The following is a 23,170-nucleotide window of genomic DNA, read 5'->3' as shown; positions in this document are numbered from 1 at the left end:
CTGCCTCTTGCTCACGCCCCCTTTTCATTTTGAGCTTCTCGTTTCCTCATTTGTTTCATGTTAAGCATGTAACGGGGCCCTTTCGTGGAGATGACGGTTTGATGGGTAGCATCTATGTGGTTTGTGGATCCGCCCGCAATTTTTTGAGGGTTTTCGGCGCATCTCTGTGATGATGCCTTAGGAAGAAGCGCGTCGCCGTACGGAATACAGTGGCCTCGCGCGAATGCGGTCGAGGCCATCAAAGTTGTTGGCAAATAGAACGGTACGTGTTCATAAGCAATGCCCGGTTCTAAATTTTCAGTAGCCAGGGATGAGCAGGCTCGAGCTCGCCCAACAATTTATTTCATTAACTATAGGTGCGGCGAGAGCCAAACGCCATGGTTTCGATCCGAAGTCGACGCCACACTGCCTGGCGTAGTAAGAGGTTCCAGATGACTAGGGTCGTTGCCGTGGCTAACGCCGCACCAACAAGGCCGAACGGCGGAATCAGCACGAGACCGAGAACAAGGTCGGTCACTGCCGCGATCGCCACGCCACGCAGCGTATCACGCTCATGGCCGGTCATGTTGAGTAGCACACCGACCGAACCCATGCCGGCATTGACCAGCTGACCGAGGGCCAAAATGGCCAAGGCGGTATGACCTGCGGCATAGTCCTGCCCAAACGCAGTAGATAAGAACCACTCGCCGTAGAAAACGAAGACAAAGGTGACTGGTAAAGCTAGCCCGAGGACGACCCGCGCGCTCACCGTGACGAGACGTTGCAGACGAACTCGATCGTCTTGCGCATAAAGGCGTGCAAAGTACGGCATAACAACCACGTTGACAGCCATTAGGCCGAAGGGAATCAGCGTGGCAACCGCTAACGCCACTTTGTATGTCCCAACGGCTTCGTCCGTACGGAAGAGCCCGAGCAGCAGGACACCGGATTGCGCGTTGATGACCTGGACACCGGCTGCCAGACCCAGTGGCAAAGCCGAGAGTAGCCAGGCGCGGGCCGCGTAGACCGGGGCGGGACGGCTGGCCAACTCGACAGGTAGTGCCCGCCAAAGCAGCCAGGCACCGAGCACAAAAGCGATGGCGGCCGCGAGGGCGTGTATTCCCATGGCGGTCGCCGCCGACAGGGTCTGGGCTGGAAGGACCACGAGCACGGCCAGCCACAAGAAGATCAGCAGTCCGGGGCGGAAGATATGTTCCGGTAACTGGCTCAAAACTACGTGGCGCAGGCCCTGCAGAGCCGCCCCGCGGAGGTTGCCGAGAGCAATGAGCGGAACGAGCCACATGGCAGCCACTAATGTCGCATGAGTCAAGGCGGTGAGTTGGTCCGCGAAGGCCCTGAGGCTAAACAATGCGATGCACAAGACGAAGGAAGAGAAGAGCCAAACCGCCAGCGTGCTCCAACGCCACAAGCCACGCATCAGCCCCCAGTGCCCGGTGGCCTGCGCCTTGGAAGTTTCGCGCACGACAAGTTCCGGAAGACCGAGCTGGGTAGGGATCGCCAGAAGCGAGACGACCGCAAGGACGAAGGCATAGACGCCGTAACCTTCAGGTCCCAAGGTACGTGCCAAAAGTAGCGCTAGAATGAAGCTTAAAGCGGTGCTTCCGAGCTTGAAAGCTAGGCTACCTAAACCGCCGCGAACCAGATGCCCGCGCAGGCTCGTTGCGGGACCCATGAGTGTCGAAAGACGGGCGATGAGTGCTCGGCCGCGATTGCCCCCGAATAGGAATGAGGGGTCGGACTTATTTTCGCTCACGGCGTTGGTTCGGGTGAGTTCGACCAATCGTCAAATAGCGGATCAGCTTGAACCCACTCACCTTGGATAACATGTGCGGGGCAACGGTGTCAGGTCTTGACATGTGCCTATTTTCGCTCATGGCTTTGGTTCGCGCATGCTTGAGGTTCGGCGCCGAAACAGTAGATCCGCCTGCACCGGCTCACCCTGGTGGACATGGGTATTGAAGCGCCCGTCCAGGCCGAACCCGGCGTCGATCAGAAAGCGCTCGATCTCCTCGTGCAGGGCCTGGCCCTCGTAGAGCTCGACATAGGATGCCTCGACATAGACCGCATCGACGTTCGGCAGCAGATCGGTGGCGCCCTTGAGCACCTCCAGCTCGAAGCCTTGGACGTCGATCTTGAGCAGCACGGGCCGCGTCAGGGGTGTCGGGAGACAGGCATCGAGACGCTTGATCGGCACGCGCAGCTCGCCGGATTCTTCCATCCCGTAGATGGCCTTCTGGCGTGCGCCCAAGGCCAGAAGGGAGGAGGAGTCGGTGCGGGTGGCGAGATGCATGCTGCCTTCGCCGGAGGCGGCTCCCAAGGCGCAGTCGTGGATCTCGGCCTGTCCGCGGGTGACGCGGGCGAGCTTGGCGCGAGGTCCGGGGAGCGGCTCGAAGCAGATCAGCCGGGCCTTGGGCCAACGGGTGCGGGCGTAGACGGCGAATTGGCCTTTGTTGGCGCCGACGTCGATGACGGTGGCGAAGCGGTCGCGTCCGAGGGCGACGTCGTGGTCCAGCGTGGCGGCCACGCCGTGCAGCAGTGCGGGCCAGCAGGCGGGGCTTTGTAGAAGCTTGGCGTATTTGCGCAGACGGGGCGACATGTCGCGGGTCCTTGTCTTGTCGTGTCGTGCGGGGTTTGGGGGCGTTCTCGGGGGGTTCCGGGAAATGGCCTGTTTCCGGGGCGGATCCTAGCATGGAATGGGGGGATTCAGGGGTGTTGGAGTTGTTGCCGATCGGGGACGCTGTTTGGCTTTCGGGTATGGGGGTGAGGATGGCGGGGCGTTGTTGGAAGGTGCTCGCAGGGGGCTTCGTTTGGCGTTTTGGCCGTGGTGGCACTTGGCGCGGAGCGCCAGGGGCATGCGTGACACCGCAGAGCGGTGTCACGAGTTGGTGGGAGCGGTGTCATGAGTTGGTGGGAGCGGTGTCACGCGTTGGTGGGAGCGGTGTCACGCGTTGGTGGGAGCGGTGTCACGCGTTGGTGGGAGCGGTGTCACAAATAAAGGATAGAGTAGAGAGCAGGTTGCCAGCGCTGTAGTCCCGGCTTATCCGTTTCCGCCCCTTTCGTTTGGCGGTGCCTAAGTAGCCCGGGCGTGGTGCTGACAACCAGCCCTCCCTCATCAGTAGGGTCGGGAACTGGCGCGCCGACGTTAGGGTCCGGTGGGACCTCCAGCACTTTCGTGCTGGCCCTCAGTCCGGCTCCCATGATCACGTTTCCAGCCCCCGCCACGTCAAACCCGGCGTGCCGTTTTCCGGCACCGGGCTTTCCTGCCGACTTCACATCCAGGGTTATGAGACCTCTTGCACTGGGAGCGCTTTCGGCTTACGCAGCCCGATTCGGTACCCGTCGTAGAGCCCGAGCACCTCGTATAGCCACGTCCTACTCCACCTCTTCCAGCCAAAGCCCTGACGCTGACGCGCGCGCATTAAATGGCGCCGAATCTTCTTCTCCACCCAATCTTGGACATACCCGAAACAGCGACTGGAGTGCCCCACCCGAAAGTAGCCTACCCACCCCCTGAGGATCGGATTGATCAAGGCGATCACCCGATCGATCGGCTGCGAGCGGTAGCGGCGGAACACGTCCTTGAGGCGTTGCAGGATCGCGGTACGCGCCTTCATCCGTGGCGTGTAACGCGCGCCCCAGACCCCGCGCCGAGTCTTGGCCCGGCGGAAGTCAAAGCCCGGGAAGCTGAATGCCCCTCCCTGGCTCAGGTCCAGTCGTCGTGTCTTGTCTTGATTGAGTTGCACATCGAGCTTGGCCAACTCCTCGACCAAGCGTCGCCAGGCCGCGTCCTCGAGCCAGTTCCACCGGCGATACCCATCGACCAAGATCACCAGGTCATCGGCATAACGGGCATACTCGATATAGGTATAGCGTCCGTTGCGGGTGACCTCCTTGGCCCGCTCCAGCATCCGGTCGACCTCGTTGAGGTAGAGGTTACTGAGCAGGGGTGAGATCACACCGCCTTGCGGAACGCCCCGCTTGCCACTGGCCTTGAGGATACGCTTGAGCAAGCCCAAGACCTGATCATCGCGGACCCGCTCCGCCACCTTCCCCAAGAGGAGATCGTGACGAACCGTGTCGAAGTACGACGCCAGGTCCACATCAATCACATAGGTCTTGTTGCTCACAATCGCCTCGGCCACGCGCTGCACGGCTTGATGCGCCGTGCGCTTGGGTCGGTATCCATAGCTTCCATCCTGGAAGTCAGCCTCGAAGATCGGCTCCAGAATCAGCTTGAGCGCCCCCTGGACCACGCGATCGCGAATGCAGGGAATCCCCGGGACGCGCATGCGCCCGTCTCCCTTGGGAATCTCCCGGCGGCGATTCGGTTGCGGTCGGTAGGTTCCGGTGACCAGCTCATCCCGGATGCCTTGCAGAAACGCCTCAACGCCAGCCGCCTCGATGGCCGCGAACGTCACCCCGTCACTGCCGGGGGCACCGTTGTTCGCTTTCGCCATCGCATAGGCCGCGTGCAGGGTCTCCTCTTTGCACACGTGGACGTAGAGTCCCCAGAAGCGCCAGGCCGGTTCAGCCTTCGCCTTGATGTAGATCCTCTTCCTCAGGTCTTGCAGATCGATGGGCGTCGTTGTCATCTCGCCCCTGCCTCCCATCTTGTTCAAGGATTGCCAACAGTAGGGCGCCTTCGCTCCACGGACATTACCCCGCTTCAGCGCTACTACGCGCCCATCCGCCACCCGCTCGCCTTCGGTCCACTTCCCGGTGTCGCCGGTTATAGGACCTACCTTGCTCCGGGGATTTCGCCCTGGGGCGAGACGGGCTTCTCCAGTTGCTTAGCGTGCCCTTGCCACCATGCCGTCGCTACTCACCCCGCCGAAGTGGTCGGATCGTCTCGGTCAGACTTCGACCCGCCATGCTGCCTTCGCCCCACGGTTGCAGGCTCGGCCTTCGGAGATACGCATTGTCGAGGCCATCATTGCGTTCACTGTTGTTACGGCCTGGTGACTCGCCACCTCCCCAAGGAAGGTGCTGTCGATCGGCTTCAGAGTCTTGGTCTCCCGCCACCCTGCGATCCAAGCTACGGGGCTCCTGACTGTTACCCCGGCAGGACTGTCTCCTGCTGAACACGCCAGCCTTCGCTGGACACACAACCGTGCATGCGGTTTTCCCGCACACGACTTTCCGATGTGCTTCACAACAAGGCATGCACACCTTCAGTTGCTTGGCCTTGCCGTAGAGCGACCTCTGTAGCGTCCTGATCGTATTCGGAGTGACTAGCGATGAACGCAATCTCCCGATCCTCCGCTCTTCGGTGGCGTGCACAAAGTAGGGTCCCTTCCCTCGACCGGGGTTATGTTGTCCCTCAGTCTCAAACGGTACTATGAACCCCTCTGACTTCCATCACGGGCGACAGCGATTTCGTGACCTTATACGCTGGCGTTGGTGGTCTGGCCCACTTCCCGTCATGGATCTCCAGCACTGGACAGATCAGTCTTCAAGAACATGCCGCCCCTGCTACCCCGAGAGACGATGACCATCACTTCCGTTCTTCCAATGGCCACCCAACGGCCTTCCCCTTCTGTCCACAGGGTCGGCGTCTCCAACCTAATATCACGAGGCTACCTCTAGGTTCACTTGCGTTACGGCCTGCTCTTTTGCTGGGGGGAAACTTACGACCCCTTGTTACCAAGACGCCGCTTCCTCATGCTACCGAGTCGTACGGACAACTCCTCGGACGGGACTTCAACCCGCTAGACTTACTGTTGTTACTGCGAACGGACAGATTTATTTTCTCGGTCATGACTTTGGTTCGCGCGTGCTCGAATATCAGCGCCGACACGGCCGATCCCTCCTTGCACCGGCTCACCCTTCAACCGGACTCGGGACCAATCAGGTCTTCCACGTTCGCGGCATCGAATGAAATAAAGGATAGAGTAGAGAGCAGGTTGCCAGCGCTGTAGTCCCGGCTTATCCGTTTCCGCCCCTTTCGTTTGGCGGTGCCTAAGTAGCCCGGGCGTGGTGCTGACAACCAGCCCTCCCTCATCAAACCGTGCATGCGGTTTTCCCGCACACGGCTTTCCGATGTGCTTCACAACAAGGCATGCACACCTTCAGTTGCTTGGCCTTGCCGTAGAGCGACCTCTGTAGCGTCCTGATCGTATTCGGAGTGACTAGCGATGAACGCAATCTCCCGATCCTCCGCTCTTCGGTGGCGTGCACAAAGTAGGGTCCCTTCCCTCGACCGGGGTTATGTTGTCCCTCAGTCTCAAACGGTACTATGAACCCCTCTGACTTCCATCACGGGCGACAGCGATTTCGTGACCTTATACGCTGGCGTTGGTGGTCTGGCCCACTTCCCGTCATGGATCTCCAGCACTGGACAGATCAGTCTTCAAGAACATGCCGCCCCTGCTACCCCGAGAGACGATGACCATCACTTCCGTTCTTCCAATGGCCACCCAACGGCCTTCCCCTTCTGTCCACAGGGTCGGCGTCTCCAACCTAATATCACGAGGCTACCTCTAGGTTCACTTGCGTTACGGCCTGCTCTTTTGCTGGGGGGAAACTTACGACCCCTTGTTACCAAGACGCCGCTTCCTCATGCTACCGAGTCGTACGGACAACTCCTCGGACGGGACTTCAACCCGCTAGACTTACTGTTGTTACTGCGAACGGACAGATTTATTTTCTTTCACGGCGCCGACACAGCAGATCCGCCGGAAAAAGATCGGGGTCACCATTCCAGAGCTGGCTTTCACGTTGTGGCAAGCCCGGACCTTCCCCAAAAGCTCAACGTGACTTCGGCCTATCCGGAAATCCGTTGACCGATCGGGGTCAAGCCGGCCAATTCAGAGCAGCCGTCAAGCTTAAAGACTGCTCAAGTGGTTCGCAGACGCCCCTCGGGAAGCCTCTATGCTGTCACGGTTAGTGTCACCGATGGGCTTCGACGTACTCGCGCACGATGTCGTTGATGCGGGTCTGCCATCCTGGCCCGGTCGCCTTTATGGCCTCGAGCACGTCGGCGTCAAAGCGAATGTTGGTCGAGACTTTGCGTAATTCGGCCTTGGGGCGTAGCTGGGCGATCTCCTCATCAGATAGCTCATAGGTGTCTGGATCCGCCGCGATACCGGTCCGGATCCGCTCTTCCTCCTCCGGGCTGGGCAGGTCAAAAATCCGGCCTGATTTAGATTTGACGTGCATAGTCTCGAACCTCTCTCGGTGTTGCCGAGCGCAAACTGATGATGCGGTATGCATCGCCCTCTTCCGCGTAGACGACGCAGTAAACTGTCCTTCCGATGGGCGCGTAGCCGATCCAACGCTGTTCGTTATAGGCATCCCGTTTGTCCTCGCGAGTCAGCAGCAGATCCCATTCAAGGTCCCCGCCGATGCCAAGGACACGCCATGCTTGGCACGGTTCTTGGCGTTCTTGGCAGGATCGAAGGCGATCTTCATTGCCTTATTGTAGTACCAGAAAGGCAGAAACAGAGGGAGAAGCAGATCAGCCGGGCCGCGGGCCAGCGCGTGCGGGCATCGACGGCGAATTGGCCTTTGTTGGCGCCGACATCGATGACGGTGGCGAAGCGGTCGCGTCCGAGGGCGGTGTCGTGGTCCAAGGGTGGCGGCCACGCCGTGCAGCAGTGCGGGCCAGCAGGCGGGGCTTTGCAGAAGCTTGGTGTCTTTGCGCAGACAGGGAGACAGGTCGAGTCGTTGGCTTGTCGTGTCGTGCGGGGTTGGGGCCGGGGGCTTCCGGGTCGAGGGCCTGTTTACGGGGCGGATCCAAGCATGGATCGGGGGGATTCGGGGATATTGGAGTTGTTGCCGATCGGGGACGCTGTTTGGCTTTCTGCCTTGGGGGTGAGGATGGCGGAGCGTTGTTGGAAGGTGCTCGCAGGGAGCTTCGTTTGGCGTTTTGGCCGTGGTGGCACTTGGCGCGGAGCGCCTGGGGCATGCGTGACACCGCAGAGCGGTGTCACGAGTTGGTAAGAGCGGTGTCACGAGTTCGTGAACGCTGCATGGGTGACACTGCTGAGCGGTGTCACGAGCGACTGATGTTTTGGGTGGCCGGTCTTACGAGCGAGGCCGGTCTTGATATGCAACATCGGACAAGAAGCGGGCGACGTCCCCTTCCGATTGCCTGCGCGAGCACATCAATGCAACACCTCATCCAGACTCTGCGCGACCTGGATGCGCTCGGACCAAGCGAAAAGTGTGTCTGCATCAGCGGTTCGGCGTTGTTCATAACTCTGACCACTTCGGCGGCTGACTGCGTAGTCAGGCCATCCTGGCCTGACAGAATCAGGGCTGGAAGCCCTGACTACGCACGATTCGTCAGCGACTGGCCGGGACTATGAACAAGGCCAGCGGTTCTCCAAACGCACCCAACGGAATCCATCAAACGACGCCGGATTCCCAATCTTCGAATCGCAGTTCCCTGACTCGCCTGAATTCGTCGGTATTGTGCGTCACGAGGGTGAAGTGATGCACTCAAGCAATGGAGGCTATCTGGAGGTCAGAAGGACCGATTGGCGTACCAGCATGCGGGAGTTCGGCGCGAATCTGGCCGAATACGCGCGCCGCCGCGCCATCGAACGGCAAGGAACTGAAATGCTGAAACAACTCATCCAGTACCGCGAGATTGGCTTCCATGCGTTGACTCTTGAAGGCACCGTAGAAAAGCTCAGCTTTCACGACATCACAGAGATAAATATCCGATGCTGGATGCGCTCGCATCGTCTGCTTAACCGTTGACGGCCGCGGATTCAGATAGCAGACGTTAGTGTCCGGGAGCCACAACACTCAAGCTCCTGACGCTGCTCGTATTCACCTTGAGGCTCACGCAACAATTCGCCATGCCAGGCACCGGCCGTGCGCTCAAAAAGACCCTCTGGCCAGTCAGCGTTCAATACAACGCTTGAAGCCTCGCATTCATCAAGGTCCAGAAAGACGACCTCGACGCGCCGGCTGCGCAAATCCCTCGGTATTTCAATCATCGGCGGAAGGCTGTCATAGATTTTTCGCAAGGCTCGCATCATCAAGTGCCCGTCTTGGTTAGTCGCTCAAATGAAAAAAAAGGAAGAAAGGGGTCACGGGGTCACGGGGTCACCATTTAGCTGACCCCGATCAATGGCACGACCTATTTTCTCGCACCCATGCAGGCTCATGTCGGTCGGGAAGTGCGACATTGGTACCGCCAACGCGCCCGTGGTTCTCATTGAACCTAGATCCGGCAGTTGAACGGCCCCTGGAGTGCGTCCCGCGCGGTGTCCGGCAAGGCGCAACGAGGCGGCGTAGTGGTTCTACGTCAACGAGTTGCAACGCAGTCGGGCGCCGCGCGGGGCGTGCTCCAGGGGCATTAGCGGCGATCACCTGGCGGGTGAGGCGTCATGTGGCCAATATCATCAACGAGGTCAGACCTTTGCATGGGGCACGAAGCGTTCAACGGCCGGAGCTAGGGTGACGGCTCCTTGCCCGCGGGTGTGGATTCTGGCGATGCGAGCAGTAGATCCGCTCCAATCAGAGGGATCAGACGCGCCAGGACGTCCATCATCAGCCCAGGGGCACCCTCGGCAGCCTTTTTGACCTGGCGCGCCTTCCAGTCCAGGGTGTGAACGAGGTTGCACACCACGACGCATGGCTGATCGAGGTTACGCACGGGAACCTCGGTTGGCGCACCGCGAACGCTGGTGCTGATCGGGCAGCAGATCAACAGACCGGTTCGTTGGTGATAGACCAGGCTGGTCAGGACCAGGGCCGGTCGATACTTGCCGATCTCCCGGCCTTTGGTCGGCTCGAAATCGAGCCAGACGATGTCGTTACGGTCCGGGATGAAAGCGGTTGCCACATCAGTGATCCTGTTCGGAGACGATGAGGATGGGCAATTCATCGGCGTGTGCCGTAAAAGGGGTGAGTCCATCGAGGAGGGTCGCTTCGGAGAAGGGAAGCGGGCGTCGAGGCTCCGTTGCCTGGCGGCGAATCAGCAGTCCTTCATCGGTGATCTCCATCGTGACGTGCGCACCGCGCTTCAGGTTAGCCAGCTCGCTGACGGAACGGGTGATCCGCAGGCCCAGGCTGTTGCCCCATGGCTGGACGATACCTTCAAAACGCACCGCGGACGCTTTGCTCATGTCATGACCTCATTCGGGGGCGTATTGGTAAGCCCAAGTATAGCCATTGTAGTTACGTGAGAAAAGGAGTCAGAGCCGAATGGCGCTTAAGATAAGCGCAAGCGATTGAAAAAGTATGGGTAAGGCCGGCCAAGGTGATACGGTGAAATCGCCAAATCACACCGACCACCTGAGGAGCCAGCCTTCATGCATGCTAGCCATCGTCCAGCCTTGGAGCAACAAGAACTGATTTAGCGCCCCGCCGCGGAGACCGACGCTGACGCGTTCTTCAACGTGTTGACCAGCGCGCAACTGCTCGACGGCGTCGAGGCACTGCTGCCGGCGCATCGCGAACGACTGTTCCCACCGACGGAGACCTTGTCGATGTTTCTGGCGCAGGTGCTCTCGGCCGATGGGAGCTGCCGGCAGGCGGTCGACGAGGCGGTGGCGGAAAAGGGGTCAGAGCCCTTTCTCGCGGAGTTCCAGGAGCGAAGGCTGGGGTCTTGACTTTTGCCATGCTCGGGATCCGCGACATCCGGGGTCTCCCATCGCACACCTTTGCGGGTGATGAGGGGCAACTTCCCTCGTCACTCTTCAAATAAATCGGCGTGGGTGCCGGCGCGCACGAAGTTGATGGTCTTGCCCTCGACCTGGTAGATCAGCAGGAAGTCACCGCCGATGTGGCATTCCCGGTGATCGGCCCAGTCGCCCTTGAGTGGGTGGTCCAGCCATTCAGGCCCGAGCGGCGCATCGTTGGCAATGAGCAGCAGCATCGCTTGCTTGAGTCGCTTCATGTCGTAGCGCCCGGAACGGGACAGCCGCTCCCAGTCCTTCTGGAATGCCTTGGCGTAGTCGGCTGCCCGTGGTAACGAAGCTCGTTTACTGCTTGCGGGTTTTTTCGAGGTCATCGAATAGAGCGTCAGCGGACTGGAAACGGGCCGAGCGTGCTTTCATCATCGCCCGCGATTCTTCCATGGCCGCACGGGTCTGGGCATTGGGTACCTTCAGCTCCAGCGGAAAAGCCTGATCGTTGACCACGCGCTTGAGCAGAATCCGCACGGCATCCGAAACCGACAGCCCCATGGCCGCCAGCGCCTCGCTGGCCTGAGCCTTGATGTCGTCATCTACACGGACATGTAGCATCGATGTGTTCGCCATGATAGAACCTCCTGAATTTGGCTATTCTGTATCTCATAAGAGATACGGTCAAGGCGCAAAGTTCCGGTCGCCTTACGCAAAGCCGGGTAGAGGGAAGGCCGGGGTTTTGAGTAGGCCGGGCACTCCCCGAACGGTAGGGCGACGTTTGTGTTCTCTGTTTGCCGTTCTCTTCAGCCAGCCGCAGCCGGAATGTCCTCAGCCGCTCGCCGAGGGCCGTTTGGAAGTGTTCCGCGTCCTGCCGGTTCCGGGGGCGACGGGTAGAGTAGAGGGCAGGTGTCCCGTGACGGTAGATCCGGCCTATCTGTTGCCGCCCCTTTCGTTTGGCGGTGCCTCACTAGCCGAACCCTGGTCCCGGTAGCCAGCCCTCCCTCATCACCCGTGCATACAGCTCTCCCGTACACGGCTTTCCGATGTGCGTCACGAAAAGCTCGGGGTCAGGTCTTGAAAAATGACATTTTCAGCAGCGCCGTTTGGCGGATAACAAGAAAAATGATGAGGCCCCATTGGTGGCTTGTCGTCCCTGCGTCTCTTTGATCAGTATAGGATCAGCCGCTAGGCCGCATGGCGAGCTTTTGCCGTCGGTGCCGGGATCGAATCACCGCTTGATTGGCATGCTTCGATCCAGGCGGATTGGGCATCTTCCAGCTCGCGGACTGCCTCCGCCGCCGTATCTCCGAATGCCGAGCATCCGGGTAGGTCTGGCGCGATGGCGATAAAACCTTGGTCTTCGTCGCTCCAGAATACCTCGATGAGATACTTGGTCATGCATCTTCCCCATACTTGCGAATCATCTCGACCAATTGATGCGCTTGGTAGGCGGGAATCAGGCCGTTACGACTCTGAAAGTTCAACTGTGTCGGCTCACCTTTGCGCTTAAAAACCCGATGCGAGCCTTGGCCACCTTCATGGATAAATCCGAGTACGCGGGCCACTCGGCAGGCTTCCTCAAAGCGTGCTCCGCGCGGATTGGCAAGAACACTTGCAATCAGTTTCTCCAGTTTGCTCATGCCGACGTCACCAGTGGTACCACGTTAGAGGACGGCAACGGGGTCAGAGCCTTTTCTCGGAGCATTACCGTGGTACGTCCCCGGTTTCCTCGTCCCCGGTTTCCTCCGCAGGTTCATCGTTCACCAACGCCGGACGAAAGTGAACAAAGGCTGGAATCAGGTCTTGATATGTGACTATATTTGCTCACGGGCTTGGCGGTAAGCCACTGGAAGCGATCGAAAAACCAAAACTTTAGGACCTAAAAGCTCGGGGTTTTGAGTAGGCCGGGCACTCCCCGAACGGTAGGGCGACGTTTGTATTCTCTGTTTGCCGCCTGGTTTCCCGGCGGTGCCACATGATCTCGCCCGTGGTCCAAGTTGCGACCCGGCCGCTCTCGGGTAGGGTCGGGAACTGGCGCGCCGACGTTAGGGTCCGGTGGGACCTCCAGCACTTTCGCGCTGGCCCTCTGGAGAAATAGGGGACGTACCACGGAATCGTGCAGCCCCAAGGATCGGGGTCTCCCATTGCACGCTCTCCGCGAAAACGTCCTCCAAACCGGTGGCCGTGAAAACCCATTCGGACCAGCGCAGCCGGGTGTTCGGATCGGCGGTTTGCACGCGTTGACGCACGGCCTCCGCAGCGTGGAGCGCCTCGCAACGCTCCAGCATCACGTCACGATCCACCTTGTAGGAGCACAATGACCGCACCCCGCACCTCTAACAATTTCTCAATTCGCACAGTGGCCGCAGTGGACACGAACAAGCTCTCGTGGGCCGTAAACAATTTGCCAGGCCGCACATAACTGGTGCGCTGTAGACCACCGTTAGCGAAATCCGCAGCGCCAATTTCTACCGCCATTGGGTCAGCATAGGGGTTGCTCGTGATCTGGCAGGCAACCCAATCACCCCGTCCCACATCGGCCAGAAGCAGTGCTGGACGAAGCTTGCTGCTGCTCAGATCAGAGAACGGAAAGCGGAGTATCGTTACTTGTCCGGCTGCAAATAGGCCCACGCCTCGTCCTCCTCGGGTTTGAGCCAATCTTCCGCAAGGGCCGCCTCCGCGAGCAAAGCCGTTTCATCCGTCGATGGCTGCAACAACGTCAACAATGCCCGACCGGCCGGTAGGCGAGGCAGTGGCTCGACCGGATGAATTTGGCCATCACGGTCAATCTCAACTTCAATCGTCTGCAGCATCATCGCGCCCTTCGAATAGTCTACAAGATGGCAAACCAAAGCTTAACACGCGGCAAAAAAACAGGGGCACAGCAGAAACGGGTCGGAAAGGGGTCAGAGCCCTTTCTCGATGCTATACTTCCTCGGAAACGATCAACCGACATCCGGTCCGATGCCCCGCAAGCCAAGATTCTTCCTTCCCGGAGTTCCCGTTCACGTCGCCCAACGCGGCAACAACCGGCAGCCGATCTTCTTTGACGACGTCGACTACCGAGCGTATCTCGACTGGTTGAAGGAAGCCTCGGAGCGTTGATCATGCAGGATACCTGCGTATGTGCTGATGACCAACCACGTCCACCTGCTCCTGACTCCGGATGACGCCGATGGCGTCAGCCGGACCATGCAGTACCTCGGGCGACGCTACGTCCCCTACATCAATCACACCTATCGGCGCAGCGGAACACTGTGGGAGGGGCGCTTCAAATCCAGCCTGGTGCAGACGGAAGCCTACCTGCTCGCCTGCTACGCCTACATCGAGCTCAACCCGGTCCGGGCCGGGATAGTCAAACATCCGGGACACTACCGGTGGTCAAGCTACGCCCATCATGCCAATGGCGAAACGAATGCCCTGATCACGGAGCACGCCGAGTTTCTCCGCCTTGCCTCGAGCGACCAAGGGCGCCGGGACGCCTACCGTGCCCTCTTTTCGGATGAACCGCATGCTCAAACCTTGAGGAACATCCGGGACTGTCTGCAAACAGGCACACCTCTCGGAAACGACCGGTTTCGAGAACACATCGAGGCGACGCTGGGAACATGCGTCGGGAGGACGCAGCGGGGACGGCCGAAAAAGCCGGTCGACACACCGCACGAAACACCCGACGCGAACCGCCAGCAACAGCTTGAAGGACTCTGATCATAGCGTCTGCTACCTGCGCAGCACCCGACGCGGTTCCCGCAAGGGGCTACGACCAACTTTTTCCGGAAAGCGGGACCGCTGGGATTCAGAGCCGACCGACGGCGAATGGGGGTTCCAAGCCCAGCACCTGTGCCGCGTTCTGCAATCGGCGATCGAAGCAGGCGAACTGGACCGGGCCAGGGCCCGCGTCGGACAGGGTGCGCGCGGCAGCGAGTTGGACGCTGTCGTAGCCGGGGGAAATAGGGGACGTACCACGGATTCGCATGGCCAGTTAGGGGCAGGAACGGGGGCAGGTCGTGAAATCCAGCAGGACAAAACGGTAGTCCGCGCAGACGTGCGACCATATCGATCATTCGATCGTCTCGATGCGGTCTTGGTAAATCCGAACCAATCGGTTACTCGTGCTCAATGTGATGACTTGCGGCCACAATCGGGTCATCAGGCCGTGGAAGTCACGCATCCGCATGTTTCCGATACGAATGTGAATAACCCGTGGTGGCGGCGAACTCACCACTATTCGATCCGAGAAGTCCGTATCCTTCGACACGATCACCATGTTGCGCTCACGGGCATACTCCCAAATCTGGGTGTCCGTCCAGGTTTCACCGAGATCGCGCATGTGCGAACAGTCGCTACCCGACCACAATGCGAAACGATACGGGAGGTTGACATCGATCAGGAAACGCGGCATCAGGCAACATCGCGCAGCATATAGCGACGGGCCATCAAGTGAGCGGCAAAGCGCAGGCAAGCCTCGATGTCCGCCGGCTCTAGCGAGGGATACTGGCGCAAGATCTCGTCCGGGGACTCTCCCACACTCAAAAAGCCGAGAACCGTCTCGGCGGTGATCCGCATGCCCCGGATCGTCGGATGCCCGTTGCAGATGTCTGGATGAACGGTGATCCGGCCATCCAAGTATTTGAGCGAGGCGTCATGATCGATGACGGCATTCATCGCGCGTTAGGCTCCAAGTCAGATATTCGTCTGAATGATAGCACGAGAGGAGAAAGAGAGCCGGGGGAACGGGGTCAGGTCCAGCAGTTCTAAACTTAAGATCATTATTTTATGAGGGACTCCTGAGAAGCTACTGGAGAATCCGATGGTCCTCAAGCCTGCCGTTGCCCAGAGTGATCCTGGGCCGGACGTGTTCTGGGTCACCGGCTTGGTGAAGCGGATTCGCAAGGTGTTGTTTGACTTGCCTGAGCACCGTAAGGGCGGCAACAACCAGTCTTATGCCATCGGCGACGCCGCGCTGAGCGCGAGGCCGGGGTCACCATTTAGCTGACCCCGATCAATGGCACGACCTTTTTTCTCCCCATAGCGGGTAGAGTAGAGAGCAGGCATCCTGCGCCCGTAGACCCGGCCTATCTGTTGCCGCCCCTTTCGTTTGGCGGTGCCTCAATAGCCGAGTCATAGACACAGGATACCAGCCCTCCCTCATCAATCCGTGCATACGGTTCTCCCGTACACGGCTTTCCGATGTGCGTCACTGCCGAGCATGCGCTGCACTCCAGCAAGCTTGGCTCGACAATCAAGCGTCCGCCACAGCGTCCTGATCATTATTGGAGTGGCTAGCGACAAGGTCGCAATCTCCTGATCCTCCGCGCTTTGGATGCGTGCACAAAGTAGGGCTCCTTTCCTCGGGCCGGGTTATGTTGTCCCAGGCCCTCAAACGGTACTATGAGCCCCTCCGACTCCCGTGACGGCCCGCGTCGACTTCGGACTCGCCTTATACGGCACGGTTGACGGTTCTGCGCCGCCACCGTCACGGGTCTCCCGCACTGGGACTGATCAACTTCCACCACATGCCACCCCTGCTACCCCGGAAGAATCGATGGGACGCTCTCGTTGTCTCTTCCCACCGGCGGCGGCCTTCCCCTTCTGACCACAGGGTCGGCTTCTTCGATTAAGTGACGAGGCTACCTCCAGGTTCGCTTGCGCTGCGGCCTGCGGTTTTGCACCCACGAAACTCACGACCCTTGGTTACCCAAACGCCGCTCCGGGGCACTACAATGGTGTACGAGCAACTCCATCGGCGGGACTTAGACCCGCAAGTTAATCAGCCTGTTACGGCATACGGTCAGGTCTTGACATGTGCCACTTTTTTCGCTCACGGGTTTGTTTCCGGCGTGCGCGGATTTCGGCGCCGCAACAGCAGATCCGCCGGCACCGGCTCACCCTTTAGCCGGATGCGGGACCGATCAGGTCTTCCACGTTCGCGGCATCCAAGATACCGTCGAGCCAACTGTCCAGCTGCGCAACCGCGGCCGCGTCGATCCGCCGCTCGGCCCGAGCCGGGACAGGGCCGAAACGGCGCGTCAATTGGCGCTTCAATGTACTGGCTTCGCCCTTGGCATTGCCGTCAATACACCTCGTCGTGCGTTCCGATATCGAGCAACAGGATCACTTCCTCACCGCTTTCCGCGTCGGTCTGTAGTGCAAAAACCACTCGACAATCGTAACCGCAGGAACATGCCCATAACCCCACAAGGCTGCCGCTCAACTTGTGCGTTCCGAGTCCGGCCGAAAAAACGTCCATCTGCAAATTCCGGAGCGCTCCATCGATATTGCCTTGCAGCGTTCTGTCTCGCTTGACCAGCTTGCGGTAAGCGCGACGAAACTTGGGCGTGACGACGAGCGGCCTCATTCGGGATCCGCGAGGGTCCGGTGGAGATCATTGATGGCGTCCTCGGCAGGCTGAGCCTTCAACTTTCCCTCATGAAACATTGCGATTGACCGTCGCGCGTCCGCTGCAATCTCGTCACGTCGTGCCTCGTTTTGACGGTGACGCAGGATACCGATCAACATCTCTCTCTGGTCGGGCGGCAACTGCAGTGCGGTGTTGATGACTTCATCCAAGGTGACGCGGCTCAACATCTTTGAATTCCTCCCGACTGTGTGAAATACGAGTTCGGAGTTCGTGAAACCCTCCCGTTCGTGCGGACGCGCTTGCGTCGCTTCGTCGGGGCGCTAGAGTTCCGACCATTATGAAGCAGAAGACCTGGGTATGTCGTCGAGGATCCGGTGGTTCGCCTGGATGCTGGTGCTGGCTCGACCGGTTGCGGCCTTGGACATCGAGGACACCCGTCATCTGTTGGATCGGACCGGATTCGGGGCGCGACCCGAGGCGCTCGAGGTCTTCTCGCCCTTGGACCGCGCAGCCGCGATCGAGCGGGTGTTGGGCGCGAGGGCCGCGCCGCCGCCGGTGCCGGAGTGCGCGCACGCATAGCGGGTAGAGTAGAGGGCAGGTGTCCCGTGACGGTAGATCCGGCCTATCTGTTGCCGCCCCTTTCGTTTGGCGGTGCCTCACTAGCCGAACCCTGGTCCCGGTAGCCAGCCCTCCCTCATCAAACCGTGTATACAGTTCTCCCGTACACGGCTTTCCGATGTGCGTCACTGCCGAGCATGCGCTGCACTCCAGCAAGCTTGGCTCGACAATCAAGCGTCCGCCACAGCGTCCTGATCATTATTGGAGTGGCTAGCGACAAGGTCGCAATCTCCTGATCCTCCGCGCTTTGGATGCGTGCACAAAGTAGGGCTCCTTTCCTCGGGCCGGGTTATGTTGTCCCAGGCCCTCAAACGGTACTATGAGCCCCTCCGACTCCCGTGACGGCCCGCGTCGACTTCGGACTCGCCTTATACGGCACGGTTGACGGTTCTGCGCCGCCACCGTCACGGGTCTCCCGCACTGGGACTGATCAACTTCCACCACATGCCACCCCTGCTACCCCGGAAGAATCGATGGGACGCTCTCGTTGTCTCTTCCCACCGGCGGCGGCCTTCCCCTTCTGACCACAGGGTCGGCTTCTTCGATTAAGTGACGAGGCTACCTCCAGGTTCGCTTGCGCTGCGGCCTGCGGTTTTGCACCCACGAAACTCACGACCCTTGGTTACCCAAACGCCGCTCCGGGGCACTACAATGGTGTACGAGCAACTCCATCGGCGGGACTTAAACCCGCAAGTTAATCAGCCTGTTACGGCATACGGTCAGGTCTTGAAATGCAGCACTTTCTCCCCGGTCGGCCGACCGACATCGGATCGGCCGTGCAAGGATTGCCGCCACTTCAGGTTGTGCCGCTGCACGGAATGGCTCACTTCGCACCGAGGCTTTTTAGGACGAACAGCAGGGTTAGCGGGATTTGGCAGTGGCGACAGTTCATCCGAAGTCGCCTTCGCCGGCAGCGGGCCAATACTCATCGTCCAGAACCTGATCGATGGTAAATGGACAGGTCGACGGAAAGCGGTTCAGTGCCAGCCCGGTTTCCTGCGCCGCCTCGCGCCGAGCCGTATCGTAGATCTCACCGAGGGTCGCAGCCAGCGTTGGCCGTAAGCTCGGACTCTCTTTGAGCAGAAGCTTGATATCGATCCGTTGCGTGATGACGGTCACGCCCCAGCTGCGGGAACGGCGTTCGGGTTGGCACTGCATCTTGAGAAGATGCAGAACCAAAACGATCAGACGGTTGCGCAGTTGTCGCCGCTCGCTTCGGCTCATGCCGTCAAGCTCCTCCGAAAGGTGTTCCCGATCGAGTCGTTCGAGGTCGCCCGCACGGAGATGGCGCGCCTGGTCTTCGAGCCAGCGCAGGTAATCGGTGTCATAGCATGTGGTTTTGGTCATGAGCGGTGCCTGATGCTTGCGATACCGACCTTAGGGTACGCGGATATCGGAGAAAAAGGGTCAGAGCCCTTTCTCGTCCCAGGTCGGCAAGGGGCCGAAGCGTTGGGTCGGCTGGCGGCTCAAGATGCCTGCCTTGGCCTTGGCTTCGCCGTCGGCAAAGTTCAATTGATACGCTTTGGTCTCCTGAATCGGGGTCATGAGGTTCACATCATTGCTGCTGCCGTGCAGGGATCAAAGCCCGTCGAGTTCACGGTAGACCTCGCGCCGGTGGCCGAGCTTGACCACCACCAACAGTGCTTCCTCTTGGATTTGCGCGATGATGCGATAGTCCCCGACGCGAAACTTGTAGAGTTGGTGATGACCTTGCAGCGCACGCCCCAGCTCGCGCGGATCATCGCGACCGCTCAATCTATCCATGAAGTCCAAGAGTCGCTTCTGCACCGAGCGATCCAGCTTCGCCAGCTGACGCTTCGCGCGTGGCTTGAGGGCTGCCTTCCAGGGCATGTCAAAAACCGAGGTCGCGCTTCACTTGCTCCAGCGGGATCGGTGCCTCGCCGTCGTCGAGGGCCTCCATCGCATCGGCGAGGTCTTCCACGTCTTCTAGGTAGTGCTCCACCAGGGTGGCGATGACTTGTTCTGGAGTCTTGCCGCGGGCCTTGGCCAGTCCGGCTAGCGCCGTGGCGGCCCGATCAGGGATGGGGACGGTCAGGTTCATCGTGTGGTTGCTCCAACGGTCGAGATAGCCATGCCAGTTGCGCTAGAAAAGTAGAAAAGGGACAAAGTAGAAAAGGGACAGATTTATTTTCTCGGTCATGACTTTGGTTCGCGCGTGCTCGAATATCAGCGCCGACACGGCCGATCCCTCCTTGCACCGGCTCACCCTTCAACCGGACTCGGGACCAATCAGGTCTTCCACGTTCGCGGCATCGAAGATGCCGTCGAGCCAAACGTCCAGCTGCGCAATCCCGGCCGCGTCGATCCGCCGCTCCGCCCAGGCCGGGACAGGGCCGAAACGGCGCTCCAATAGGCGCTTCAATGTACTGGCCTTGCCCTCGACCTTGCCTTTGGCCTCGCCCTCGGCCTCGCCCTCGGCCTTGCCTTCGGCAAAGATCGACTGATAGGCCCGCGTTTCCTGGATGGGAGTCACCAGATTCAACATCGCCCAGATCTCCTTCGCGGTGAGTCCGCGAAATCGCTCGAAAAACCAAAATTCCAGGACCTGGCCGAGGACCTCGCGGACCTCGGCGGGCACCGCCGCCGCCTGCACCGTGTGCCACAGCGTCGGGGCTCGGGCACGCAACTCGGCGTCGTCCTCGATCAGCAGCGGCGCGAACACCGCTACATAGGGGTTGTCCGGCTCGCGCGCCAACCACTCCGGTAGTACAGCACGCAGCGCAACACGCAGCAGCGGTGCATCGGCCCGGTTCGCCCAGCTCGGACAAGGCGGGACATCCTGCTCGCGCAGGAAGACCCCGACGCCCACCACCTCGCGCTCGGGATTCGCCTCGCCGTAAAGACCGATCTTCGCGAGCAGATTGTACCAAGCCTTCCCCAGAGCTTGGCCCTGGAATTCGACCACATAGACCGGCCCCGCGTGCCCCTCGGGCTCGAAGATCCCGTCCAGGCGTCGCTCGATGCCCTTGATCGTCAGCGAGCAGAAGCGATAGGCGCCCTCGAGCCGGTGCCCGCCGGTCAGAACTCGGAACGCCTCGGGGCCGGCCGAGAGGAAGAGGTAGATCGGGTGGTCGGTCTTCACAATCGTCGGTCTTCAGAGTAAGGGGCAGATTGGTTTTAGGAAAAGGGGTCAGGTTCATTTTCTGCTAAACTTCCGGCATGCCCAGACGCCCCGAGTCCATCTTGATGGTGGGGAAAAGCGGTCCGGTTCGTTGTCTGCGCCTACACTTCACGCTAGCTGCGTGCGATAGGCCAACGGGAGTCATCGCAATTTGACCGCTGCGGTCTACATCGAGTCATCGGTTATCAGCTACTTGGCGTCTAGGCCAAGTCGCGATTTGGTTGTCGCCGCGCGGCAAGCAATTACCGCCGAGTGGTGGGACGTACGTCGCCGTCAGTACGACGTGTTCATCTCAACGCTTGTTGAAGACGAGATCTCCAAGGGAGACCCGAAAGCGGCCCAGACGCGGCTAGCTCTTGTTGATGACGTCCCCGCGTTGGATATCACCGATCAAGCGAACCTCTTGGCCAAGGACTTGATCGCGCTTGGCGCTGTACCGAGGAACAGTGAGGAGGACGCCCTTCATATCGCCATCGCTGCGGCATCAGGCATGGACTACTTGCTGACCTGGAACTTCAAGCACATCAACAACGCCGAAACCAAACAAGCAATCGCCACGGTTATTGAGCGCCGAGGTTTCGTCTGTCCGGTTCTTTGTTCACCCGAAGAGTTGGGAGCATGAATCATGCGTGAAGATCCAATCGTCGAAGAAATTCGGAAATTCCGTGCCGAGCACGCCGAAAAGTACGGTCACGACCTTGACCGGATTTGCGAGGCACTGAGGGATCGCCAAGCGAAATCACAGCGCGAAGTGGTCACCCGGGGTCCTCGTTTGCTGCTCAAGAAGACCGGCAGCTAACGGGCAACGGGGTCAGGTTTAAGAAAAGGGGTCAGGTTCGAATGGCGCTAAGATAAGGAAGGATGCGGTCGCAAGATCCTGAAAAGATTGGGTTAGGGGCTGCCAAGGTGATAGGCTGAACTCGCCAAAGCCAACTCACCACCTCGGACGGCAGCCCCCATGCATCCTAACCAGCACGCCGCGCAACGGCAACGCGTCCTTGCCCATGTCGCCGACACCGATGTCGGCGGATTCTTCGACCTGTTGAGCGCTCCGCAGCTGCTCGACCGGGTCGAAGCGCTCCAGCCGCCGTTTCGCAAGCGGGTGTACTCCCCGACCGAGACCCTGGCAATGTTCATGACCCAAGCGCTCTCGGAGGACGGCAGTTGCCGTGCCGTGGTCAACGCCGCGGCGGTACGGCGTGCGCTCGACGGCGACGAACCCCTCGCGACCAACACCAGTGCCTATTGCCAAGCCCGGACGCGCCTGCCGTTGCCGATGATCACGACGCTGGCGCGCGAGGCCGCGGGGTTGGTGGCAAAGGCTGCGCCCGGCTGGTGGCTGTGGCAGGGGCGACGGGTGCGCCTGGTCGACGGCGCGACGGTGACCTTGTCCGATACCCCGCAGAACCAGGCCAAGTATCCGCAGCCCGCCAGCCAGAAGGCCGGCCTGGGCTTTCCGATCGCACGGTTGGTGGCCTTGGTGTGTTTGGCGACCGGGGCGGTACTCGATGCCGCGCTCGGCCCCTGCGCGGGAAAGGGCAGCGACGAGCAGACGCTGCTGCGCGAGCTGCTCGACAGCCTCCAAAGCGGGGAGATCCTTCTCGGCGACGCCTTCTACGCGACCTATTTTCTGCTCTGCGAGCTGGTGCGCGGCGGCGTGGACGGGCTGTTCGAGCAGCACGGTGCGCGCAAGCGCAGCACCGATTTCCGCCTCGGTGAGCGGCTCGGCGCGCGCGATCACCTGATCGTGCCGAGCAAGCCGAAGAAGCGACCCGACTGGATGAGCCCCGAGGAATACGCGCAAGCCCCGGCGACTCTGAAGGTGCGCGAGTTTCAGGCCGGCGGCAAGATCATGGTCACCACGCTGCTCTGCCCGAAGGCGACCCCCAAGTCCATGCTCAAGGTGCTGTACCGGCAGCGCCGGCACGTCGAGCTGGATCTGAGAAACCTCGAGACCACGCTCGGCATGGAGCATCTGCGCTGCAAAACCCCGGCGATGGCCCTCAAGGAACTGTGGGTCTACCTCTTGGCCTACAATCTGATCCGGCTCTTGATGGCGCAGGCCGCTGTGGTGGCGGACCAGATCCCGCGCCAGCTCAGCTTCAAGCATGTCGTGCAGATGTGGGGCTGCGTACTGCAGTGCGGCGGCACCCACGACAGCGTCTGCATCCATGCCCTGTTGGTGCTGATGGCCCAACCCCGCGTAGGTCGACGAGCCGGTCGGATCGAACCGCGCGCCTTGAAGCGGCGCCTGAAAAGCGACCCGCTGTTGACCAAGCCGCGGAAGATCGCGCAGGAGGAGGTCCGCGAACATGGCCACCCCAAGAAACAGCGTTGAGCGCCGCTCGCGCGTTGCGGATGACGCTCAGGACGGACTGTTTTTACAGCGGTTTTAGCTTAAGTTAGTGCCATTCGGGTCAGAGCCGAATGGCGCTAACTTAAGCCTGAATTCATATAAAACAG

The 23,170-nt window shown here is 60.2% G+C and carries 30 protein-coding genes and 2 pseudogenes; 7 read left to right on the top strand and 25 right to left on the bottom strand.

Going from position 1 to position 23,170, the window contains the following annotated elements; all coding sequences use genetic code 11:
- Nucleotides 1-346: 346 nt before the first annotated feature.
- The 9 genes and pseudogenes from KFB96_RS24675 to KFB96_RS24635 all read right to left on the bottom strand — a co-directional run bounded on the left by KFB96_RS24675 (nt 347) and on the right by KFB96_RS24635 (nt 10,082).
- Nucleotides 347-1,753, bottom strand: a complete 1,407-nt coding sequence (locus tag KFB96_RS24675; RefSeq protein WP_300971008.1) for a flippase — start codon at nt 1,751-1,753, stop codon at nt 347-349.
- Nucleotides 1,754-1,870: 117 nt separating this feature from the next.
- Complete coding sequence (locus tag KFB96_RS24670; RefSeq protein WP_213455918.1) at nt 1,871-2,596, bottom strand: FkbM family methyltransferase; 726 nt, start codon at nt 2,594-2,596, stop codon at nt 1,871-1,873.
- 685 nt (nt 2,597-3,281) lie between these two features.
- A complete protein-coding gene (gene ltrA, locus KFB96_RS24665; RefSeq protein WP_213465147.1) occupies nt 3,282-4,592 on the bottom strand; it encodes a group II intron reverse transcriptase/maturase in 1,311 nt (436 codons plus the stop codon).
- A gap of 2,296 nt (nt 4,593-6,888) precedes the next feature.
- Nucleotides 6,889-7,158, bottom strand: a complete 270-nt coding sequence (locus tag KFB96_RS24660; RefSeq protein ID WP_213455922.1) for a BrnA antitoxin family protein — start codon at nt 7,156-7,158, stop codon at nt 6,889-6,891.
- Nucleotides 7,142-7,410 (bottom strand): annotated as a pseudogene (locus tag KFB96_RS24655) (BrnT family toxin). The gene KFB96_RS24660 and the pseudogene KFB96_RS24655 overlap by 17 nt, the downstream one beginning before the upstream one ends.
- Nucleotides 7,411-8,442: 1,032 nt before the next feature.
- A complete protein-coding gene (locus KFB96_RS27740) occupies nt 8,443-8,688 on the bottom strand; it encodes a type II toxin-antitoxin system VapC family toxin (protein WP_366931463.1) in 246 nt (81 codons plus the stop codon).
- 29 nt (nt 8,689-8,717) lie between these two features.
- The gene (locus tag KFB96_RS24645) at nt 8,718-8,978 is read right to left on the bottom strand and encodes a hypothetical protein (protein ID WP_213457080.1); all 261 of its coding nucleotides are present in this window, start codon (nt 8,976-8,978) and stop codon (nt 8,718-8,720) included.
- A 428-nt stretch (nt 8,979-9,406) separates the two neighbouring features.
- Nucleotides 9,407-9,799, bottom strand: a complete 393-nt coding sequence (locus KFB96_RS24640) for a type II toxin-antitoxin system PemK/MazF family toxin (protein ID WP_300971003.1) — start codon at nt 9,797-9,799, stop codon at nt 9,407-9,409.
- 1 nt (nt 9,800) lies between these two features.
- Entirely contained in the window at nt 9,801-10,082 is a 282-nt protein-coding gene (locus tag KFB96_RS24635; protein WP_213455930.1) for a hypothetical protein, read from the bottom strand.
- Nucleotides 10,083-10,322: 240 nt separating this feature from the next.
- On the opposite strand from KFB96_RS24635, the pseudogene KFB96_RS24630 reads away from it, so the two are divergent.
- Nucleotides 10,323-10,499, top strand: a pseudogene (locus KFB96_RS24630) (IS4 family transposase); the annotation flags it as partial.
- Nucleotides 10,500-10,648: 149 nt separating this feature from the next.
- Here KFB96_RS24630 and KFB96_RS24625 read toward each other — a convergent pair.
- The 6 genes from KFB96_RS24625 to KFB96_RS24605 form a co-directional block, all read right to left on the bottom strand.
- Nucleotides 10,649-10,969: a type II toxin-antitoxin system YafQ family toxin gene (locus KFB96_RS24625; protein ID WP_213455933.1), complete on the bottom strand. Its 321-nt coding sequence runs from the start codon at nt 10,967-10,969 to the stop codon at nt 10,649-10,651.
- Nucleotides 10,941-11,219: a type II toxin-antitoxin system RelB/DinJ family antitoxin gene (locus tag KFB96_RS24620; protein WP_213455934.1), complete on the bottom strand. Its 279-nt coding sequence runs from the start codon at nt 11,217-11,219 to the stop codon at nt 10,941-10,943. Before KFB96_RS24620 ends, KFB96_RS24625 begins: the two co-directional genes overlap by 29 nt.
- A 552-nt stretch (nt 11,220-11,771) precedes the next feature.
- The gene (locus tag KFB96_RS24615) at nt 11,772-11,984 is read right to left on the bottom strand and encodes a type II toxin-antitoxin system HicB family antitoxin (protein WP_213455936.1); all 213 of its coding nucleotides are present in this window, start codon (nt 11,982-11,984) and stop codon (nt 11,772-11,774) included.
- Nucleotides 11,981-12,226 carry a type II toxin-antitoxin system HicA family toxin gene (locus tag KFB96_RS24610; RefSeq protein WP_213455938.1) on the bottom strand — a complete coding sequence of 82 codons (246 nt, stop codon included), beginning with the start codon at nt 12,224-12,226 and terminating at the stop codon, nt 11,981-11,983. Before KFB96_RS24610 ends, KFB96_RS24615 begins: the two co-directional genes overlap by 4 nt.
- A gap of 652 nt (nt 12,227-12,878) precedes the next feature.
- Entirely contained in the window at nt 12,879-13,217 is a 339-nt protein-coding gene (locus KFB96_RS27735) for a type II toxin-antitoxin system PemK/MazF family toxin (RefSeq protein WP_366931447.1), read from the bottom strand.
- Nucleotides 13,190-13,402: a hypothetical protein gene (locus KFB96_RS24605; RefSeq protein WP_232407198.1), complete on the bottom strand. Its 213-nt coding sequence runs from the start codon at nt 13,400-13,402 to the stop codon at nt 13,190-13,192. The genes KFB96_RS27735 and KFB96_RS24605 overlap by 28 nt, the downstream gene beginning before the upstream one ends.
- Before the next feature lie 298 nt (nt 13,403-13,700).
- Here KFB96_RS24605 and KFB96_RS24600 point away from each other — a divergent pair, with 298 nt between their 5' ends.
- Nucleotides 13,701-14,294: a transposase gene (locus tag KFB96_RS24600; RefSeq protein WP_300971754.1), complete on the top strand. Its 594-nt coding sequence runs from the start codon at nt 13,701-13,703 to the stop codon at nt 14,292-14,294.
- 352 nt (nt 14,295-14,646) lie between these two features.
- Here KFB96_RS24600 and KFB96_RS24595 read toward each other — a convergent pair whose 3' ends face one another.
- On the bottom strand, nt 14,647-14,988 hold the full coding sequence (locus tag KFB96_RS24595; protein WP_213455940.1) for a DUF5615 family PIN-like protein: 342 nt from the start codon (nt 14,986-14,988) through the stop codon (nt 14,647-14,649).
- On the bottom strand, nt 14,988-15,251 hold the full coding sequence (locus tag KFB96_RS24590; protein WP_200377335.1) for a DUF433 domain-containing protein: 264 nt from the start codon (nt 15,249-15,251) through the stop codon (nt 14,988-14,990). The genes KFB96_RS24595 and KFB96_RS24590 overlap by 1 nt, the downstream gene beginning before the upstream one ends.
- A gap of 145 nt (nt 15,252-15,396) precedes the next feature.
- Between KFB96_RS24590 and KFB96_RS24585 the strand changes: the two genes are divergently transcribed.
- Nucleotides 15,397-15,582 (top strand): hypothetical protein, encoded by a 186-nt coding sequence (locus KFB96_RS24585; RefSeq protein ID WP_213455942.1) that lies wholly within the window; start codon nt 15,397-15,399, stop codon nt 15,580-15,582.
- 896 nt (nt 15,583-16,478) lie between these two features.
- Here KFB96_RS24585 and KFB96_RS24580 read toward each other — a convergent pair.
- Genes KFB96_RS24580 through KFB96_RS24570 form a run of 3 tightly spaced genes read right to left on the bottom strand, consistent with a single transcriptional unit; the run spans nt 16,479 to nt 17,174 of the window.
- Nucleotides 16,479-16,664, bottom strand: a complete 186-nt coding sequence (locus tag KFB96_RS24580) for a DUF4351 domain-containing protein (protein WP_300971753.1) — start codon at nt 16,662-16,664, stop codon at nt 16,479-16,481.
- Nucleotides 16,660-16,944 (bottom strand): type II toxin-antitoxin system mRNA interferase toxin, RelE/StbE family, encoded by a 285-nt coding sequence (locus KFB96_RS24575; RefSeq protein ID WP_213455944.1) that lies wholly within the window; start codon nt 16,942-16,944, stop codon nt 16,660-16,662. Before KFB96_RS24575 ends, KFB96_RS24580 begins: the two co-directional genes overlap by 5 nt.
- Nucleotides 16,941-17,174 carry a hypothetical protein gene (locus KFB96_RS24570; RefSeq protein ID WP_213455946.1) on the bottom strand — a complete coding sequence of 78 codons (234 nt, stop codon included), beginning with the start codon at nt 17,172-17,174 and terminating at the stop codon, nt 16,941-16,943. The genes KFB96_RS24575 and KFB96_RS24570 overlap by 4 nt, the downstream gene beginning before the upstream one ends.
- Before the next feature lie 130 nt (nt 17,175-17,304).
- Here KFB96_RS24570 and KFB96_RS24565 point away from each other — a divergent pair, with 130 nt between their 5' ends.
- The gene (locus tag KFB96_RS24565) at nt 17,305-17,526 is read left to right on the top strand and encodes a hypothetical protein (RefSeq protein ID WP_213455948.1); all 222 of its coding nucleotides are present in this window, start codon (nt 17,305-17,307) and stop codon (nt 17,524-17,526) included.
- 927 nt (nt 17,527-18,453) lie between these two features.
- Here the strand turns inward: KFB96_RS24565 and KFB96_RS24560 are convergent.
- The 5 genes from KFB96_RS24560 to KFB96_RS24540 form a co-directional block, all read right to left on the bottom strand.
- Nucleotides 18,454-18,912, bottom strand: coding sequence for a DUF29 domain-containing protein (locus tag KFB96_RS24560; RefSeq protein WP_213455950.1), 459 nt, complete (start codon nt 18,910-18,912; stop codon nt 18,454-18,456).
- Nucleotides 18,913-18,972: 60 nt separating this feature from the next.
- A complete protein-coding gene (locus KFB96_RS24555; RefSeq protein WP_213455952.1) occupies nt 18,973-19,110 on the bottom strand; it encodes a hypothetical protein in 138 nt (45 codons plus the stop codon).
- Between the two features lie 33 nt (nt 19,111-19,143).
- Nucleotides 19,144-19,416: a type II toxin-antitoxin system RelE/ParE family toxin gene (locus tag KFB96_RS24550; protein WP_213455954.1), complete on the bottom strand. Its 273-nt coding sequence runs from the start codon at nt 19,414-19,416 to the stop codon at nt 19,144-19,146.
- A 1-nt stretch (nt 19,417) separates the two neighbouring features.
- Nucleotides 19,418-19,627 (bottom strand): hypothetical protein, encoded by a 210-nt coding sequence (locus KFB96_RS24545; protein ID WP_213455956.1) that lies wholly within the window; start codon nt 19,625-19,627, stop codon nt 19,418-19,420.
- Nucleotides 19,628-19,795: 168 nt separating this feature from the next.
- Entirely contained in the window at nt 19,796-20,668 is an 873-nt protein-coding gene (locus KFB96_RS24540) for a DUF2887 domain-containing protein (protein WP_213455958.1), read from the bottom strand.
- A gap of 190 nt (nt 20,669-20,858) precedes the next feature.
- Between KFB96_RS24540 and KFB96_RS24535 the strand changes: the two genes are divergently transcribed.
- From KFB96_RS24535 to KFB96_RS24525, 3 genes are all read left to right on the top strand, one after another.
- The gene (locus tag KFB96_RS24535) at nt 20,859-21,329 is read left to right on the top strand and encodes a type II toxin-antitoxin system VapC family toxin (protein ID WP_213455961.1); all 471 of its coding nucleotides are present in this window, start codon (nt 20,859-20,861) and stop codon (nt 21,327-21,329) included.
- A 3-nt stretch (nt 21,330-21,332) separates the two neighbouring features.
- Nucleotides 21,333-21,506, top strand: a complete 174-nt coding sequence (locus KFB96_RS24530) for a hypothetical protein (RefSeq protein ID WP_213455963.1) — start codon at nt 21,333-21,335, stop codon at nt 21,504-21,506.
- Nucleotides 21,507-21,665: 159 nt separating this feature from the next.
- The gene (locus tag KFB96_RS24525) at nt 21,666-23,045 is read left to right on the top strand and encodes an IS4 family transposase (protein ID WP_213501583.1); all 1,380 of its coding nucleotides are present in this window, start codon (nt 21,666-21,668) and stop codon (nt 23,043-23,045) included.
- Nucleotides 23,046-23,170: the final 125 nt, after the last annotated feature.

The organism is Thiocapsa sp. (assembly GCF_018399035.1).
Classification (GTDB): domain Bacteria; phylum Pseudomonadota; class Gammaproteobacteria; order Chromatiales; family Chromatiaceae; genus Thiocapsa.
The sequence above is the reverse complement of the archived record's forward strand: the minus strand, read 5'-3'. Positions and strand labels throughout refer to the sequence as shown.

What these genes read in the sequence shown, in the direction of transcription:
- KFB96_RS24670 (WP_213455918.1), bottom strand. Translation starts at nt 2,596, where the DNA reads ATGTCGCCCCGTCTGCGCAAATACGCCAAGCTTCTACAAAGCCCCGCC.
- ltrA (WP_213465147.1), bottom strand. Translation starts at nt 4,592, where the DNA reads ATGACAACGACGCCCATCGATCTGCAAGACCTGAGGAAGAGGATCTAC.
- KFB96_RS24660 (WP_213455922.1), bottom strand. Translation starts at nt 7,158, where the DNA reads ATGCACGTCAAATCTAAATCAGGCCGGATTTTTGACCTGCCCAGCCCG.
- KFB96_RS27740 (WP_366931463.1), bottom strand. Translation starts at nt 8,688, where the DNA reads ATGCGAGCGCATCCAGCATCGGATATTTATCTCTGTGATGTCGTGAAA.
- KFB96_RS24635 (WP_213455930.1), bottom strand. Translation starts at nt 10,082, where the DNA reads ATGAGCAAAGCGTCCGCGGTGCGTTTTGAAGGTATCGTCCAGCCATGG.
- KFB96_RS24625 (WP_213455933.1), bottom strand. Translation starts at nt 10,969, where the DNA reads ATGACCTCGAAAAAACCCGCAAGCAGTAAACGAGCTTCGTTACCACGG.
- KFB96_RS24620 (WP_213455934.1), bottom strand. Translation starts at nt 11,219, where the DNA reads ATGGCGAACACATCGATGCTACATGTCCGTGTAGATGACGACATCAAG.
- KFB96_RS24615 (WP_213455936.1), bottom strand. Translation starts at nt 11,984, where the DNA reads ATGACCAAGTATCTCATCGAGGTATTCTGGAGCGACGAAGACCAAGGT.
- KFB96_RS24610 (WP_213455938.1), bottom strand. Translation starts at nt 12,226, where the DNA reads ATGAGCAAACTGGAGAAACTGATTGCAAGTGTTCTTGCCAATCCGCGC.
- KFB96_RS24605 (WP_232407198.1), bottom strand. Translation starts at nt 13,402, where the DNA reads ATGATGCTGCAGACGATTGAAGTTGAGATTGACCGTGATGGCCAAATT.
- KFB96_RS24595 (WP_213455940.1), bottom strand. Translation starts at nt 14,988, where the DNA reads ATGCCGCGTTTCCTGATCGATGTCAACCTCCCGTATCGTTTCGCATTG.
- KFB96_RS24590 (WP_200377335.1), bottom strand. Translation starts at nt 15,251, where the DNA reads ATGAATGCCGTCATCGATCATGACGCCTCGCTCAAATACTTGGATGGC.
- KFB96_RS24585 (WP_213455942.1), top strand. Translation starts at nt 15,397, where the DNA reads ATGGTCCTCAAGCCTGCCGTTGCCCAGAGTGATCCTGGGCCGGACGTG.
- KFB96_RS24575 (WP_213455944.1), bottom strand. Translation starts at nt 16,944, where the DNA reads ATGAGGCCGCTCGTCGTCACGCCCAAGTTTCGTCGCGCTTACCGCAAG.
- KFB96_RS24570 (WP_213455946.1), bottom strand. Translation starts at nt 17,174, where the DNA reads ATGTTGAGCCGCGTCACCTTGGATGAAGTCATCAACACCGCACTGCAG.
- KFB96_RS24565 (WP_213455948.1), top strand. Translation starts at nt 17,305, where the DNA reads ATGTCGTCGAGGATCCGGTGGTTCGCCTGGATGCTGGTGCTGGCTCGA.
- KFB96_RS24560 (WP_213455950.1), bottom strand. Translation starts at nt 18,912, where the DNA reads ATGACCAAAACCACATGCTATGACACCGATTACCTGCGCTGGCTCGAA.
- KFB96_RS24555 (WP_213455952.1), bottom strand. Translation starts at nt 19,110, where the DNA reads ATGACCCCGATTCAGGAGACCAAAGCGTATCAATTGAACTTTGCCGAC.
- KFB96_RS24550 (WP_213455954.1), bottom strand. Translation starts at nt 19,416, where the DNA reads ATGCCCTGGAAGGCAGCCCTCAAGCCACGCGCGAAGCGTCAGCTGGCG.
- KFB96_RS24545 (WP_213455956.1), bottom strand. Translation starts at nt 19,627, where the DNA reads ATGAACCTGACCGTCCCCATCCCTGATCGGGCCGCCACGGCGCTAGCC.
- KFB96_RS24530 (WP_213455963.1), top strand. Translation starts at nt 21,333, where the DNA reads ATGCGTGAAGATCCAATCGTCGAAGAAATTCGGAAATTCCGTGCCGAG.
- KFB96_RS24525 (WP_213501583.1), top strand. Translation starts at nt 21,666, where the DNA reads ATGCATCCTAACCAGCACGCCGCGCAACGGCAACGCGTCCTTGCCCAT.